This window comes from Sulfurimonas lacustris (assembly GCF_059705355.1).
Window position 1 is genome coordinate 2,239,171 of the sequence record NZ_AP046125.1, and the last position, 14,762, is coordinate 2,253,932.

At 42.8% G+C, this 14,762-nt stretch carries 13 protein-coding genes; 8 read left to right on the plus strand and 5 right to left on the minus strand.

What is annotated here, in order from left to right; translation table 11 throughout:
• Window position 1 precedes the first annotated feature (1 nt).
• The 4 genes from AC6H4V_RS11660 to murU are packed head-to-tail and all read left to right on the plus strand — an operon-like array spanning window position 2 to window position 4,160.
• Entirely contained in the window at window positions 2-1,471 is a 1,470-nt protein-coding gene (locus AC6H4V_RS11660) for a sodium:solute symporter (protein ID WP_497606964.1), read from the plus strand.
• Window positions 1,464-2,570 carry an anhydro-N-acetylmuramic acid kinase gene (locus AC6H4V_RS11665; RefSeq protein ID WP_497606965.1) on the plus strand — a complete coding sequence of 369 codons (1,107 nt, stop codon included), beginning with the start codon at window positions 1,464-1,466 and terminating at the stop codon, window positions 2,568-2,570. The genes AC6H4V_RS11660 and AC6H4V_RS11665 overlap by 8 nt, the downstream gene beginning before the upstream one ends.
• Window positions 2,563-3,501, plus strand: a complete 939-nt coding sequence (locus tag AC6H4V_RS11670) for an aminoglycoside phosphotransferase family protein (protein WP_428730408.1) — start codon at window positions 2,563-2,565, stop codon at window positions 3,499-3,501. The genes AC6H4V_RS11665 and AC6H4V_RS11670 overlap by 8 nt, the downstream gene beginning before the upstream one ends.
• Window positions 3,498-4,160: an N-acetylmuramate alpha-1-phosphate uridylyltransferase MurU gene (murU, locus tag AC6H4V_RS11675; protein WP_497606966.1), complete on the plus strand. Its 663-nt coding sequence runs from the start codon at window positions 3,498-3,500 to the stop codon at window positions 4,158-4,160. Before AC6H4V_RS11670 ends, murU begins: the two co-directional genes overlap by 4 nt.
• On the opposite strand, the gene AC6H4V_RS11680 is transcribed toward murU, so the two are convergent.
• Window positions 4,147-4,293 (minus strand): hypothetical protein, encoded by a 147-nt coding sequence (locus AC6H4V_RS11680; protein WP_299858753.1) that lies wholly within the window; start codon window positions 4,291-4,293, stop codon window positions 4,147-4,149. The two genes, murU and AC6H4V_RS11680, sit on opposite strands and share 14 nt — an antisense overlap.
• A gap of 80 nt (window positions 4,294-4,373) precedes the next feature.
• Here AC6H4V_RS11680 and AC6H4V_RS11685 point away from each other — a divergent pair, with 80 nt between their 5' ends.
• Complete coding sequence (locus AC6H4V_RS11685; protein ID WP_428730410.1) at window positions 4,374-5,369, plus strand: lytic murein transglycosylase; 996 nt, start codon at window positions 4,374-4,376, stop codon at window positions 5,367-5,369.
• On the opposite strand, the gene AC6H4V_RS11690 is transcribed toward AC6H4V_RS11685, so the two are convergent.
• The 4 genes from AC6H4V_RS11690 to AC6H4V_RS11705 are packed head-to-tail and all read right to left on the minus strand — an operon-like array spanning window position 5,349 to window position 9,865.
• Window positions 5,349-6,185: a D-hexose-6-phosphate mutarotase gene (locus AC6H4V_RS11690; protein WP_497606967.1), complete on the minus strand. Its 837-nt coding sequence runs from the start codon at window positions 6,183-6,185 to the stop codon at window positions 5,349-5,351. The two genes, AC6H4V_RS11685 and AC6H4V_RS11690, sit on opposite strands and share 21 nt — an antisense overlap.
• Window positions 6,182-7,417 (minus strand): sugar MFS transporter, encoded by a 1,236-nt coding sequence (locus AC6H4V_RS11695; protein ID WP_497606968.1) that lies wholly within the window; start codon window positions 7,415-7,417, stop codon window positions 6,182-6,184. Before AC6H4V_RS11695 ends, AC6H4V_RS11690 begins: the two co-directional genes overlap by 4 nt.
• Window positions 7,410-8,234: an HAD-IIB family hydrolase gene (locus AC6H4V_RS11700; protein ID WP_497606969.1), complete on the minus strand. Its 825-nt coding sequence runs from the start codon at window positions 8,232-8,234 to the stop codon at window positions 7,410-7,412. Before AC6H4V_RS11700 ends, AC6H4V_RS11695 begins: the two co-directional genes overlap by 8 nt.
• Window positions 8,231-9,865: a cation:proton antiporter gene (locus AC6H4V_RS11705; protein ID WP_497606970.1), complete on the minus strand. Its 1,635-nt coding sequence runs from the start codon at window positions 9,863-9,865 to the stop codon at window positions 8,231-8,233. Before AC6H4V_RS11705 ends, AC6H4V_RS11700 begins: the two co-directional genes overlap by 4 nt.
• A 128-nt stretch (window positions 9,866-9,993) precedes the next feature.
• On the opposite strand from AC6H4V_RS11705, the gene pyrG reads away from it, so the two are divergent.
• The 3 genes from pyrG to AC6H4V_RS11720 all read left to right on the plus strand — a co-directional run bounded on the left by pyrG (window position 9,994) and on the right by AC6H4V_RS11720 (window position 14,710).
• Entirely contained in the window at window positions 9,994-11,622 is a 1,629-nt protein-coding gene (pyrG, locus tag AC6H4V_RS11710; RefSeq protein WP_497606971.1) for a CTP synthase, read from the plus strand.
• A gap of 10 nt (window positions 11,623-11,632) precedes the next feature.
• Window positions 11,633-13,222 carry a single-stranded-DNA-specific exonuclease RecJ gene (recJ, locus tag AC6H4V_RS11715; protein ID WP_497606972.1) on the plus strand — a complete coding sequence of 530 codons (1,590 nt, stop codon included), beginning with the start codon at window positions 11,633-11,635 and terminating at the stop codon, window positions 13,220-13,222.
• A gap of 69 nt (window positions 13,223-13,291) precedes the next feature.
• A complete protein-coding gene (locus AC6H4V_RS11720; RefSeq protein ID WP_497606973.1) occupies window positions 13,292-14,710 on the plus strand; it encodes a DUF3373 family protein in 1,419 nt (472 codons plus the stop codon).
• Window positions 14,711-14,762 lie beyond the last annotated feature (52 nt).

Sequence of the window (14,762 nt, forward strand, 5' to 3'; positions counted from 1 at the left end):
AATGCATAGTGCTTTTTCTACGCTTGACTGGCTCGTATTTGGTGCCTACTTTTTGGTTCTTGGGGTTAGCTCTTTTTTTCTTAGCCGTACGAAAATAACCTCTTCACGAGACTATTTTCTCTCTCCGACTGCACTGCCCATCTCTGCCGTTGCACTCTCTGTTCTTGCAACGTCCCAATCTGCCGCTACCTTTTTGGGTGTTCCGGAGTACTCCTACAAAGGCGATTTTACTTTTATAGGATTTTACTTCTCAACCATTCTGGCATCCATTTTTATAGCTTATGTGCTTCTGCCAAGATACTACGAAATGCGTGCGGTTACCGTATATGAACTCCTTGAGAAGCGCTATGGAGCTAGTGCGAAAAAGCAGGCGGGTGTTATGTTTCTTGTGGGGAGAGTTTTGGCAAGCGGTGCTAGGCTCTACATAGGCGCACTTGCCGTCTCGATGATTCTCTTTAGCGATATCGCTTTTGCCCATGTGGCGTTCTCTATCGTTCTTTTGATGGCAGGTGCGCTCGCCTACACTTTTGTCGGCGGGGTTCGCTCTATCGTCTTAAGTGATGTGATTCAAGCCTTTACCTATATCTTGGCGGCCGTTGCCGTGGTGGCGTATCTTACTCTTTCGCTGCAAGATGTTGCTATCTTTCAAACATTAAATGAACATAACAAACTCAACTTTATCGATACCTCTTGGAGCGGAGACTTTAACATCTTTGCACTTCTGAGCGGATGGTTGCTTCTCAACATCGCGGCTTTTGGACTTGATCAAGATATGACCCAAAGGGTGCTTGGCTGTAGAGATAAAAATGCAGCAGCCAAATCGCTTCTTGTCTCAGCGCTGCTTACCATTCCAGTGGTACTTCTTTTTTTAACAATCGGCGCACTTTTATACCTCTTTTATCTCCAAGGGGGAGCACAGCAGAGTTTTGAGGGGGAAAAGATTACCGTTTTTATGGTTTATATACTCCATGAGATGCCCGATGGGCTTCGAGGCTTGGTAACAGTGGGCGCAATCGCAGCGGCACTCTCAAGCGCAAACTCTGTTCTTGGCGCTATGGCATCGGTTGCGGTTGAAGACCTCTACAGACCGTGGAAGCTCAAGCGTGGCACAATGGATGAGGAACACTTTTTAAAAACTTCAAGGGTTGCGGTACTCTTTTTTGCGATTTTACTCTCTGTCATGGCGATGGTGAGCTACTTTTGGCAGCGTTACAGCGACCTCTCTTTGATAAACTTCGCGCTTGGAGTTATGTCTTTTGCTTATACGGGGCTTTTGGGTGTCTATTTTGCCGCCATCTTTACCTCTCGCGGAAATAGAACAACTGTTCTTATGGCGCTCATCGGGGGATTTGTCACGGTTTTGGCACTTCAACCCTACACTTTTGGTGTAACTATAGGTTTTGCTTGGCAGATGCTCATCGGTACTGCCGTCTCTTTTTTTATTATGTTGTTAGGAGCCAAAGATGAGTGAATTTTATATCGGCGTGATGTCGGGAACAAGCTTAGATGGGATAGATATCGCACTTTGCGAAATCAAGGAGTATAGTTTTGAACTGATTCATGAAGCATCCTATCCTTTTGATACAGAACTAAAAGAGACTATTTTTGATGCTATCAACAACCCAATCACACTCAAAGAGATAGGCGAACTTGATACACGGCTAGGGGAGATGTATGCCCATGCACTAGAGCGATTTTTGCTCAATAAAAAAATCAAAAGAGAGAGCATCGGGGCTATCGGCCTGCATGGACAGACAGTGTGGCATGAACCAACTGGAATGTACCCTTTTTCAATGCAGCTTGGAAATGCAAACGTGGTAGCGGCACGCACAGGCATACCGGTAGTAAGTGATTTTAGACGCAAAGATATCGCTCTTGGCGGTCAGGGTGCCCCTTTTGCGCCCGCTTTTCACCACTATCTCTTCTCAAGGCTTGAGGGCAACATCGCCGTACTCAACATAGGCGGCATGGCAAATCTTAGCATTCTTGGCGATGAGCTAAGAGGCTATGACACGGGGTGCGGCAATGTGCTTATGGACTACTGGATAGCAAAACATAGCGGCACTCCATACGATGAAGACGGGGTATGGGCAAGGTCTGGAACTCCCAATAAAGAGTTGCTCAAAGAGCTGCTCAAAGAGCCATACTTTTCAAAAGAGGCTCCAAAAAGTACGGGACGAGAGCTTTTTAACGGTGCATGGCTTCAAAAACAGCTTGAAAATTTTGCATGGAAAAACCGAAATACCTTCTATACAAAAGCAAGAGATATTCAAGCAACACTTTTGGAACTCACCGCCATCAGTATCACAAACGAGGTCAAAAAAACTCCGACCACCTTGCTTATCACTTGTGGTGGTGGCGCGCAAAACAGATATCTTATGCAACGTCTCAAAGAGGAGTTAAGCGGAGTTGAAATCGTCTCTAGCGATGAATGCGGTGTGAGCAGCAAGTATATGGAGGCTATGGCATTTGCATGGCTTGCACACGAGAGAATCCATAAAAAATGTGTTAAAATTGCGTCCGTTACAGGAGCGTTAAAAGATTCAATTTTAGGTGCGATTTATGAATAGAGTGCAAGAGTGGGTGAAGACAACCTCTTTTAAAAATTATACAGTTGAAGCTGCTTTGGCGGATGCAAGTTTTAGAAAATACTACAGGCTCAGAGATGGTCAAAAAACGGCTATTTTGATGGACTCTTCACTAGAGAAAAACTCTCTCGATGCTTTTTTGCATGTTACCTCAAAACTCTACGGCGCAGAGGTTTGCGCTCCAAAGATTTTTGAACAAAACAGGGATGAGGGATACCTTATCTTGGAAGATTTTGGCACAACACACTATCTGGACATCTTAAACAAAGAGAACTTCAAAGCTTTCTACACAAAAGCAATCAACACTATCTTAAAGATACAAAAAGCCGATGCCTCTGCACTGCCGCTCTACGATAAAGCATTTTTGCACAAAGAGATGGATTTGATGCAGGAGTGGTACTTAGAAAAGTTACTGCACCTCAAACTCAGCGATGCACAAAAAGAGCTTGTTGCCAACACGCTTGAGCGCATCAGTGATGTCGTGCTTGAACAGCCTCAGGGTGTCTTTGTCCACCGTGACTTTCACTCAAGAAACATTATGCTCAAGGGTGATAAAAAAATCGGTATCATCGACTATCAAGATGCGATGAGTGGGGCTCTTACCTATGATTTGGTGTCACTTTTAAAAGATTGCTATGTTGCTTACGACAGGTCAGAGATAAAAAAACTCGCCCTAGAGTTTCGTGACAAAAAAGGGCTGCGCGTAGATGATGCGACCTTTATCAAATGGTTCGATTTTATGGGAATGCAAAGACACATAAAAGTCCTCGGCATCTTTGCAAGGCTCTCCATACGTGACAAAAAAAACGGCTACCTCAAAGATATCCCACTCACTCTCAAGTACGTAATCGATGCTGCAAACAGATATGAAGAGACAAAAGCGTTGGGTACGTTTCTTAGCAATATAAAATGAAAGCCATGATACTAGCAGCAGGTCGGGGAGAGAGGATGCGTCCGCTTACTGATGAGACACCAAAACCTCTTATCAAAATTCACGCAAAACCTCTTATCGTTTGGCATATTGAGAAGCTTGCTTTGCTTGGGTTCAGTGAGATTGTTATCAATGTTGCACATCTTGGAGGAAAAATCATAGAGTCTCTTGGGGATGGCTCGGCGTGGGGTGTTAGTCTGCTTTACTCGGATGAGCGAGAGAGCGGTGCGCTTGAGAGTGCGGGTGGTATCATCAAAGCGCTTCCATTTTTTGAGAATGAAACTTTTTTAGTTGTCAATGGCGATATCTGGTGTGATTATGAGTTCGAGAGGGATTTTAGACTGGGAGATGATTTGGCACATCTTGTTTTGGTGCCAAATCCGCCACACAATCCAGATGGAGATTTTGGACTTCATAAAAACAGAGTTATCAATGAGACAACCAAAAAGTTTACATTCTCAGGTATCGGTTACTACTCTCCCAAGCTTTTCAATGCACTTGAGTGTGCAAAACTCCCGCTTGCACCACTTCTTCGTGAAGCAGCCCTGCAAAACAGAGTGAGTGGTCAGCTTTATGAGGGAAAGTGGCATGACATCGGCACGCCACAAAGGTTGAGCGAGGCAGAAGCTACTTCTGTATAAACTGCCCACAACCCTTTACTTCCGTGCCTTTAAATGTTTTATAGTCTTGATTTCCATCTAAGTAAGATTGAAATCGTGCACACTCCTTGCTTTTCATGCAAATCTCATTGTTGCACGCCTTATCTACTTCCATAATTTGCTCCTGCATTAAAATTTGGTATTATACTACTACCGTATCAATAAACAGTTAAAAAACAGAAGGTAGCAAACATCATGAATAAACTCTTTTTTCTTCTCTTACTAGCTACGCTGCTTTTTGCAAAGCATAATAACTGTAGCTTTAAAAACAAAGATTATGAAGACATTTGTAAAAAGGCTGTCAAAGCGGGCGTCTCTTACGGCTACGCAAACATTTTTTTGCTCTCGGACTTTAAAACAAAAAAATTTGACGAAAAAAGCTACAAATATCTTCAACCGCAACACATCCCAACACATAGAAAAAATGAGAAAAAAGCAAACAATACACTTGTAAAGTATGTTCCAGAAATGACAGCGCACTTGAGGGCGTATGCTGAAGTTTACGACTATGTAGAACAAGAGTACGGGGTAAACCGTGAAGTGATTGCTGCCATTCTTATCAAAGAGACGCGTCTTGGCAAAATCAGACCCTCTCACGATGCTTTTGTCGTCTTTAACACCCTTGTTTTACGCACAAAACCAAAAACCCAGCGTGAGAAGTGGCTACTCAATATGGGAAAAACAAATATGGTCTCCATCATTGTTCACTGCTACAAAAGAGGCGTAACTCCAGAGGGGTGTAATCTTCCTAGCTCTTATGCAGGAGCTGTGGGGATTCCCCAGTTTATGCCAAATAGTTTTGTTTTTGCAAAAGGGTATAAAACGGAGGTTGGGGATTTGACAAAGATGGAGGATGCCATCGTCTCGGCTGCAAACTATCTACACCAAAAAGCGGGATTTACAGCACTCTTAGATTGGGAGAGAGTTGGAGATATGGCTCAAATAGAGTCTGAGTGGTATGATTTTGAGTTTGCGAACGAAGATGCCTCTTTTGTCTATGCCCAAAATAAAAAAGGTGATAAAAAGTACCAATGCTTTAGCTGTGACAAGGAAGAACTTCAGCATCTAAGAGAGTACGCCATCAAAATCATGAGTTATAACAACTCCTCAAACTATGCAGTGGGCGTTATGCGTCTGGCGTATGAAGCGCATAAGCTCCTGCAAGAAGAGCTAGTCGATAACCGCCCCTAAGATATGCTCCTCTTGGGGTTTTAAAACTCTTGCATCATCAAATGCGTTTGCGGACTCAATGCAGAGCATGTGTTTGTAGGCATCCTCTTGCATACCGCTCATTCTTAACGTTTTTTCTATCCATGGATTCCATACGACAACAGAGGATGAACCACTGTTCTTGATATAAACCTCTCTTTTTTTGTCGCTTAAAACTATCTCGCCCTCCACATTTTGGTAAACTCTATCAACCTCTTGCTCAAAGGTTATATCGCCGTTTTGGATTTCCATCTTCCATGTGAGCGCATCAAGATAGAGCTTTTTATCTAGCCCTTTGATGGCTACCTCTGAAATATGCGAAACACTAAAGTAGGTGTGAAGTGCTTGAGAGATTTTAAAAGATTTATCGTCCAAATTTGTAGTTTTTAGCTCTAGCATCAACTTATCCGAGATAGTGATTTTTAGCTCCAAAAGAAACTTGTAGTGCCAGATTTGGAGCGTTTTTTCATCATGCGTGAGCCTAAGGGTCAAAACTGTTGTTTTTGCGTCCACCTCATCGCCGCCGACAAACTCCCACAACGACGTTCTTGCAAAACCATGTTGAGGCAGAGATTTGTCTTCATTGAACCCAAACCACGGCCAACAGACGGGAACACCGCCACGGATTGCCTTGCCAAGTTCAAAATCACTCTCTTCACTCAACCACAAAATCGGCTCTTCACCTGCTCTTGCGTAATGAAACAGATGTGCGCCTTGCAGAGCCACTTTTGCCTCTGCCGCCTCATTTTTGACTTCTATGTACTCAAAGCCGTTGGCTAATCTCTTGTGAACAATCATTCACCCCTCCATGACGAGATTTTATGCCCCTTAAGCGCATAAAAAAGGATAAAGGTATAGCATCCGATGCCCAGAAGATACGCCTCTTGCATAGTTGAAAAAGAGGCGATTTTACCAAATAGAAGCGGAAGGAGTGCGCCTCCTGCTATGGATGTAATGAGAAGCGCACTTGCTTTTGCGCTGTACGCTCCTATGCCCTCAAGTGCAAGCGGCCAGATGGTAGGCCAGACAAGGGCGTTTGCAAAACCAAGAAGTGCTACAAAAAGAACCGTGTCTGGAAGTGCTGCAAAAAAGGTATGGTTTGTTCCACTTAGAACAATACCAAGTATAAAAAGTATCCCAAGAAGTGCGGAGGCAAGAAGTGCTTTTGGCTGTGAGAGGTATTTGGGTATGCAAAAGATGCCGACTATGTAGCCAAGAACCATAAAAACCATAGTGTAAGATGTGAGTGCGGTGGCATTTTCTACTCCGAGGCTCTGCGCATAAAGCCCTATGGTGTCTCCGGCGATAACCTCAATGCCTACATAAAAAAAGAGCGCAACTGCACCCAAAACCACACGAGGAAATGCAAAAATGCTCTTTTGCGTATCATCACTGCTTTGTTCAAGCTCAAGTTCTGGAAGAGGAGAGAAGCGTATCAACGCTACAAGAGAGAGAAGCAGAAGTGCCATATACATGTAAGGGGCTATAAGTTTGGATGCCATAAGCTCCTTATCTTGTGGTGTTAGCGTTTCGATGGATGGCATATCGGAAAAAACAATTAGCGTAAAGAGAAGCGGTGCTAAAACCCCTGCACTCTTGTTGATAACGCCCATTATGGAGATACGCATCGCCGCACTTTTTATATCTCCCAGATGCACAACATAGGGGTTTGATGCGGTCTGCAAAAGGGTTAGTCCGCTTCCAAGCACAAAAAGAGAGGACAAAAAGAGCATAAAACTTGCACTTTGCGCTGATGGTATAAACATCAAAGCACCCACCGCCATCACAAAAAGCCCCAACATCATGCCATTTTTGTACCCTACCCTCTCCAGCACAAAAGCCATAGGAAACGCCATTACGGTGTAGGCGATGTAAAACGCAAAAGTTACAAAAAGTGCCTCAAATTCGCTAAGTTCACAGATGATTTTTAAAAACGGGATAAGCGAGCCGTTGAGCCAAGTGACAAAACCAAAAATAAAAAACAAAACGCCTATGATAACCATCGGCAAAGCAGAATTTTTGCTACTCATGTTTAAGCGCCTCAAGATAGCGTGCAACCGCATCCTCATCGTTTGTATGCGGCAAAACAACTTTTGCACTCCTTTTGACACCTTCTTGCGCATTTGCCACTGCCACGGAGACACCGGCTAGTTCAAACATACCGATATCGTTAAAATTATCCCCAAAAACGGTCAGTTTACCAAGGTCAAATCCCACATACTCACTCACACTTCTTATGCCGTGAGATTTGTCCGCATCTTTATGCAAAATCGTCAAAAAGTAGCAACCCACATAAGCTTCCGGTGCTAAAATGTACTTAAGCGTATCGCCAAAAAGTTCTTGCAGATGCCCAGCCAAAGGACGCAACAGCTCCTCATCTCCAAAATAGACTATCTTAAAGTTGTCATCCATGGCACGCAGATTCGTCTGCTGATTGTGATGGTCATCATTTTTGTAGTTTTTGAGAACCTCTTTTTGATGTGCATTTAGCGTGGTAGAGTAAGAGAAGATTTCACGTAAAGAAGCGTCCGCCAAAGAGAGTATAAATGGGTAAATCCCAAACTTTGCCCCCTCGTCTATGATAGCATCGGCAATCTCTTTACCTACAAACTTTGTCTGTATGATTTTCTTCTCCACCGTTGCAACCAACGCACCATCAAGCAGAATCATGGGCGCATTTATCTCTATATCTTTGATAAACTGAAGCGTTTTTTTATAGGTTCTAGCCGTTGCCACGCTCATGATGGAGTGCTTTGCCGCCCTGTTCCAACTCTCTTTTGTGTAGTCGCTCAGCGATAGGTCAGTTCTCAAAAATGTATGATCCAAATCCGTTATAAAAATCTTCATCGTCGCCCTTTGCCTCCGATTTGGCATGTCATCATTCGTTCCACCAAGATACGCCCAACTTCCACCTTGTCATCCACAACAGAGGTGATTGGCAAATCCTGCAAGTTCTCTTTATCCTCAAGAGTAGATACTTTAACGACAAGGTTTATATCTTTTGTATGTTTTAAAATCGCTTCACAGATAGCTCTTTTTTTCTCTATATTGTCCAGTGTAACGATAACGGCAGCCGAACTCTCTGCATGCAGTGCCTCAAGCAACGAAAGCTTTGACATATCTCCAAGATACGCCTCTTTGCCATCCTTAATCGCTTCTTGAACATGTTTTGGATTGTTGTCGATGATAACGTAGTGCGCATCTATATTGTCAAGATTTTTTGCTACAAACTTTCCGGTGACGCTATACCCACATATAATGACATGATCCCTTCTAGCCTCAAATGCAGAGGTGTTAAGTCCAAGATACTCATATTTGGTAATATAGGCAACAAATCGGTTGATTTTAGAGATAAAAAAGGGCGTTATAACCATCGAGAAGATAACTACCAAAACAAAAAGAGACTCCAACTCTTTATCTAAGAGCCCACCAAAACTTGCAACCGCAAAGATAACAAACGAAAACTCCCCAACTTGCGAGAGTGCGAGTGCTGTTTTAAGCGAAAGCGGATTGGAAGAGCCTGTAAGGCGAAGAATGAGGTAAGTTATAGCAGTTTTTAAAAACATAACAAGCAAGAAAATTCCTACTATCTTATCTACATTGTTTATAAAAAAAGCAACATCTATCTTCATACCCACAACGATAAAAAATGTACCAAGAAGTATGTCTTTAAAAGGAGCGATATCAGTCTCTACCTTATGATGGTACTTTGTCTCAGCAATTATCATCCCAGCGACAAACGCACCAAGCGAGTAGGTAAATCCTGCAAAAGAGGCCAAAAGTGCCGCACTCACAACGATAAAAAGAACAGAACTCATAAAAAGTTCATCTACCTCACTAGAAGCGGAGAAGTGCAAAAGCCACGTCATCACTCTTTTTCCAACAATAAAAAGAAGCCCTATAACGATAACCGCACTAATAAAAGTATCCCGAAGTATTATAAAAATCGATTGATTTGCATCGCTTGTTAAAAATCCCAAAAGAATCAAGATAGGAATAACAGCGATATCTTGAAAGATAAGTATCCCCGTTGCTCTTTGTCCATAAGGGTTGTGAATCTCTTTAGAGCTCTTGAGATAGCTCAAAACAACTGCCGTCGAAGAGAGGGCAAAGGCAAGCGAGAGGATAAGCGCAGCGATAGACTCAAGTTTAAAAAGATAGTGGCTTATGGCATAAACACTCAGTGCGGTAAAACCAACTTGCATAAAACCATTGAGAAAAATCTCTTTTTTCATGTTGTACATTCTTGCCAAAGAGATCTCTAGCCCGATAGTAAACATCAAAAAGACTATTCCAAACTCTCCTATATGCTCTAAAATCGAAGAGTTGCTCATATAACGCAAATCAAAGAGATAGACAATGACCGTTCCCGTAAAAATGTACCCTATGATTTGAGAAATGCCGATTCTTTTTAAAAATAGGTTAAATACAGTCGAGACACCCAGTGCCATAACTATATATAAAAGCGTTGTATCCATATATTTTCTCTCTTGACTTATATGAGTTGATTATACAAAAAAAAGCTTTTAGCTCTTATGAAGTATGATGTTTTTTAAGAGATGCTTCACTATAATTACTTTTTTAATTGACATTTTGGAGCTATTTTATGACAAAATATATCTTTGTTACAGGCGGTGTTTTAAGTTCTCTCGGCAAAGGGATAACGGCGGCGAGCATAGGTACACTGCTTAAGCACTCAGGCATACGTGTTGGCATGTTAAAAATAGACCCATACATCAATGTCGATCCGGGAACCATGAGCCCCTTAGAGCATGGAGAGGTTTTTGTCACAAAAGATGGAGCAGAGACCGACCTTGATATCGGAAACTATGAGAGATTTTTAGATACCTCTTACCTTAAATCAAGCAACTTTACCACAGGTCAGGTTTACTCAAGCGTCATCGAGCGTGAGCGTGCAGGCGGTTATCTTGGGCAAACCATTCAGGTTATCCCGCATATCGTAGGCGAAATCGTCAAGCGCATCAAAGAAGCAGGCGAGGGGCACGAGATACTTATCGTCGAGCTTGGCGGTACAGTTGGAGACATCGAGGGGCTTCCGTTTATGGAGGCGATTCGCCAGATGAAGCATGACGAGGAGGTTGAGGGGACTTTTTTTGTCCACGTTACACTTATCCCATTCATTAAAGCAGCAGGCGAGCTGAAGTCCAAACCGACACAACACTCAGTTCAAGAGCTTCGCCGCATCGGCATCACGCCTCAGATGATAATTGCAAGAAGTGAAAATGCACTCCCAAAAACTTTCAAGAAAAAACTCGCAATGAGTTGTGATGTCTCTTCAGACAGCGTCATAGAAGCACTTGATGCGGCTTCTATCTATGATGTCCCGATGTCATTTTTAAGACAAAATATCTTAAAGCCTATCTCAAAAGAGTTGGAGCTTGGCGAACTGAACCCAAATATGGAAAACTGGGACTCTCTGGTCAAAAAGATAGTTCAGCCTAAAAACCGTATCGTTTTAGGTTTTGTCGGAAAATATCTTGAACTAAAAGAGGCTTACAAATCACTCACAGAATCCCTCATCCATGCAGGTGCGCATCTCGATACTCGTGTTGAGATTCACTGGGTGGATAGTGAAAAGATAGAAGAGAGAGGTGCAGAAGCACTTCTAAGCGACTGTGACTCTGTTTTAGTTGCAGGAGGCTTTGGAAATCGTGGCGTTGAGGGCAAAATCAAAGCTATCGAGTACGCACGTGTCAACAAAATCCCATATCTTGGCATCTGCCTTGGGATGCAGCTCACACTTGTAGAGTTTGCCCGCAATGTGCTTGGTTTTGAGGGTGCAAACTCCGTTGAGTTTGATGAAAACACACCTTACCCGATGATTTATCTTATCGACAACTTTATGGATCAAAGCGGCAACACGCAACTTCGCACACACAAATCCCCAATGGGTGGAACACTCCGTCTTGGAGAGTATCCGTGTGACACAAAAGATGGTTCGCTTATCCGCAAAGCTTACGGCGGGGCAAAAACCATCTATGAGAGACACCGCCACAGATACGAAGCAAACCCGACATATCGCAAAGCACTTGAAGATGCAGGCATGATTGTTACAGGCGAATCAAACGGACTGATTGAAGCAGTAGAGATACAAGATCACCCATGGTTCTTGGGCGTTCAGTTCCACCCAGAGTTTACATCAAGACTACAAACCCCAAACCCCTCTATCCTAGCATTCGTTGAGGCAACACTCGCTATAGCGCAACAGGAGTAACAGCTCTTTTATGGATATCTTTGAGAACATTCCCACTCTTAGCAAAGCTTCACTCGCAGCGATGCTTCGCTCAAGAGTAACTGATGAGAAAAAGCTCTCCGAGATTCCAAATCCCGCACTTCTTCATGATGCACCAAAAGCCGCAAAAAAGATAGCAGAGGCAGTGAGAGAGGGCAAAAAAATCGCTCTCGTTGGAGACTACGATGTCGATGGCGTAAGTGCAACTGCCATTATGGCTGATTTTTTCAGACAAATCCCCTACCCGCTTGAGACATTTATACCAAACCGCTTTCATGACGGCTACGGCGTCAGCCCTACCATTTTAGAGCGTATCCATGCAGATATCATTATCACGGTTGACAACGGCATAACAGCCATTGAAGCGGCACGTATCTGCAAAGAGCGAGGCATAGAGCTTATCATCACAGACCACCACACGCCTCTTGAGGTACTTCCAGAGGCATACGCCATAGTAAACCCTAAACTCTCGGCATGCAGCTATCCATTTGCAGAGATATGCGGCGCACAGGTAGCATGGCTGCTTTTGGCACTTCTCAAAAAAGAGCTTGACCTCTCCATAGATATGCGCTCTTTTTTGGACATCCTCTGTATCGCCATCATCGCTGACATCATGCCCCTTACCAACATCAACAGACCGCTTGTCAAAGAGGGGTTAAAGATGCTTATGACTTCACAGCGTCCCTCTTCTATCATCATTAGAGATTTTTTAGGCAAAAAAGCGATTACTTCAGAGGATATCGCTTTTCAGATAGCCCCCCGTATCAACTCGGCAGGAAGGCTTGAAGATGCGAGCATTGCACTTGAATTTTTTAGTGCCAAAAACACCCATGAAGCCTACAGAGCATTTGAAACACTAAGCTCACTCAACGAACAGAGACGTGAACTTGAAGCAGAAGCAACACAAGAAGCACTTATTCTTGCCGATGCCAACGACACCGTTATCGTCGTTGCCAAAGAGGGGTGGCATGAGGGCGTTGTGGGTATCGTTGCGGCAAGATTGGTTGAACATTTCTCAAAACCAGTTATCGCTCTAAGCATAGAGGATGGCGTAGCAAAAGGGAGTGCCAGAAGCATAGGCAGTGTCAATATCCACAATCTTATCAAAGAGAACAGCCACTTTCTGACAAAGTTTGGCGGACACAAAATGGCAGCAGGGCTCGGACTTTGTGAAGCGAACATAGCACCATTTAGAGATGCACTTAACAAAAGTGCCTCAAAACTAGACCCGGAAGATTTTTTACCGCTTGAAGAGGTTATCGGCATGCTTCCAAGCAGTGAGATAGACCATGAACTCCTAGACCTTCTTGAGAGTTTTGAGCCATACGGCGAAGCAAACACCCGTCCACTCTTTCTACTCAAAGATGCTCGTATTTTAGAGACAAAAACTTTTGGCAAAGACGAGTCACACTCAAAAGTCAAAGCACAACAACCACAAGACACAACATCCCTTGAACTGCTACAATTTAAAAAAGTGCTCCATTTCCCCCCACAAAAGAGGCTAACATGCAGCTACAGAGTTGTCAAAAATGAGTTCAACTCAAAAGTAACAGCACAGCTCATTATCAACAAGATTTATTAACCCCTTCTTCAGTTTTTTTCAGCTTTTTTGTGATAAAATTCCACACACAAAATAAAAGAGGGAACAAAAATGAGAAAAATCGTAACACTTTCAGCTGTTGCTTTCTTAAGCACAATGGCTTTTGCAGACGCTGATACGCAAAAACAGATTGATGAACTCAAGAAAAAGATAGAGCAGTTAGAAAAAGCTAACAAAGCCCAAGACACTAAAATCTCTAAAGTCAATGCACAATCAGCGATGGATAACATCAAATTCGATGTTGATTTTAGAACTTCGTATGACAACTTACGCTACGAAACAGCAAATGGAGAGCACTACTCTAATAGTTCACTCTATTCAAACCGTCTATGGTTGGGTATGGGCTATGCACCTACAGAAAATATCATGTTTAAAGGACAACTTTCCGTCAACAAAGCCTTTGGTGCAAACTACGGACAAAGAGGTACTGGATTTGACACTTTTGATTGGATTCACAATGAAACTCTTACAGATGATACTATCAAGCTAAGAGAGGCTTACTGGCTCTGGACTTTTAACACTGGAGATATTGGTTGGACTGTAAGCGCTGGTCGTCGTCCTGCAACAAATGGCTACCTTATCAACCTTAGAGATGACGATAAAGCAAAATCACCGATGGGACACATTATCAATATGGAGTTTGATGGCGCATCTGCATCAATGCAACTAGATAAATATGTATCTGGAATGTACTTTAAACTCTGCCTTGGTCGTGGGTTAACAAACGCACAAGGTTGGGCAAGTGAAGCTAATTCATATCTAGCAAGAGCTGGGGGCGCTACAACTCCTAACTATATTGATGATAGTCAAAATTTAGACAATGTAGATATGGTTGGACTAATTTTTCAACCTTACGATAACGGTCAATACTCTGTAATGTCAAAATTCTATAGAGGTTTTAGCGTACCGGGATTATCTATGACAAATCCAACAAGTGCTGTTCTTAAAAGCTTTGGCGATATGGATGGAGCTGCTATCTCTTTTAAAATAGATGGGATTGGTAACGAGATAAGTGATTTCCTAGATGATACTATTGTATTTGCCTCTTTTGCTGCATCTAAGACAAGACCAAATGAAAACCAACCAATGCTTGGAAGCCCTGATGATGAAACAGGAACATCTTTTTGGATAGGTACTCAGATGCCAAACCTTACAGGTGGAAAGTTTGGTTTAGAGTATAACCATGGTTCAAAATACTGGAGACCATTTACTTATGGTGAAGATACTATGATAGGTTCTAAAATGGCAGTTCGTGGAAATGCATACGAAGCATACTGGACACAACCGCTTATCAAAGATGTATTCTCTATGCAAATCAGATATACATACTTAGATTATGAATACACTGGTTCTAACGCATTCTTCGGAGATGGCGGAACACCACTTACTATGTCTGAGGCAGTTGGAAACAATATGGATCCTGTAGAAACAGCTCAAGATTTACGCGTTTACTTTAGATATAGATACTAAAAAACAGAAGAGTCTTTTGTGACTCTTTTGTAATAGTTCTTTCTTCTTTTCT

What these genes read in the sequence shown, in the direction of transcription:
- AC6H4V_RS11660 (WP_497606964.1), top strand. Translation starts at nt 2, where the DNA reads ATGCATAGTGCTTTTTCTACGCTTGACTGGCTCGTATTTGGTGCCTAC.
- AC6H4V_RS11665 (WP_497606965.1), top strand. Translation starts at nt 1,464, where the DNA reads ATGAGTGAATTTTATATCGGCGTGATGTCGGGAACAAGCTTAGATGGG.
- AC6H4V_RS11670 (WP_428730408.1), top strand. Translation starts at nt 2,563, where the DNA reads ATGAATAGAGTGCAAGAGTGGGTGAAGACAACCTCTTTTAAAAATTAT.
- murU (WP_497606966.1), top strand. Translation starts at nt 3,498, where the DNA reads ATGAAAGCCATGATACTAGCAGCAGGTCGGGGAGAGAGGATGCGTCCG.
- AC6H4V_RS11680 (WP_299858753.1), bottom strand. Translation starts at nt 4,293, where the DNA reads ATGGAAGTAGATAAGGCGTGCAACAATGAGATTTGCATGAAAAGCAAG.
- AC6H4V_RS11685 (WP_428730410.1), top strand. Translation starts at nt 4,374, where the DNA reads ATGAATAAACTCTTTTTTCTTCTCTTACTAGCTACGCTGCTTTTTGCA.
- AC6H4V_RS11690 (WP_497606967.1), bottom strand. Translation starts at nt 6,185, where the DNA reads ATGATTGTTCACAAGAGATTAGCCAACGGCTTTGAGTACATAGAAGTC.
- AC6H4V_RS11695 (WP_497606968.1), bottom strand. Translation starts at nt 7,417, where the DNA reads ATGAGTAGCAAAAATTCTGCTTTGCCGATGGTTATCATAGGCGTTTTG.
- AC6H4V_RS11700 (WP_497606969.1), bottom strand. Translation starts at nt 8,234, where the DNA reads ATGAAGATTTTTATAACGGATTTGGATCATACATTTTTGAGAACTGAC.
- AC6H4V_RS11705 (WP_497606970.1), bottom strand. Translation starts at nt 9,865, where the DNA reads ATGGATACAACGCTTTTATATATAGTTATGGCACTGGGTGTCTCGACT.
- pyrG (WP_497606971.1), top strand. Translation starts at nt 9,994, where the DNA reads ATGACAAAATATATCTTTGTTACAGGCGGTGTTTTAAGTTCTCTCGGC.
- recJ (WP_497606972.1), top strand. Translation starts at nt 11,633, where the DNA reads ATGGATATCTTTGAGAACATTCCCACTCTTAGCAAAGCTTCACTCGCA.
- AC6H4V_RS11720 (WP_497606973.1), top strand. Translation starts at nt 13,292, where the DNA reads ATGAGAAAAATCGTAACACTTTCAGCTGTTGCTTTCTTAAGCACAATG.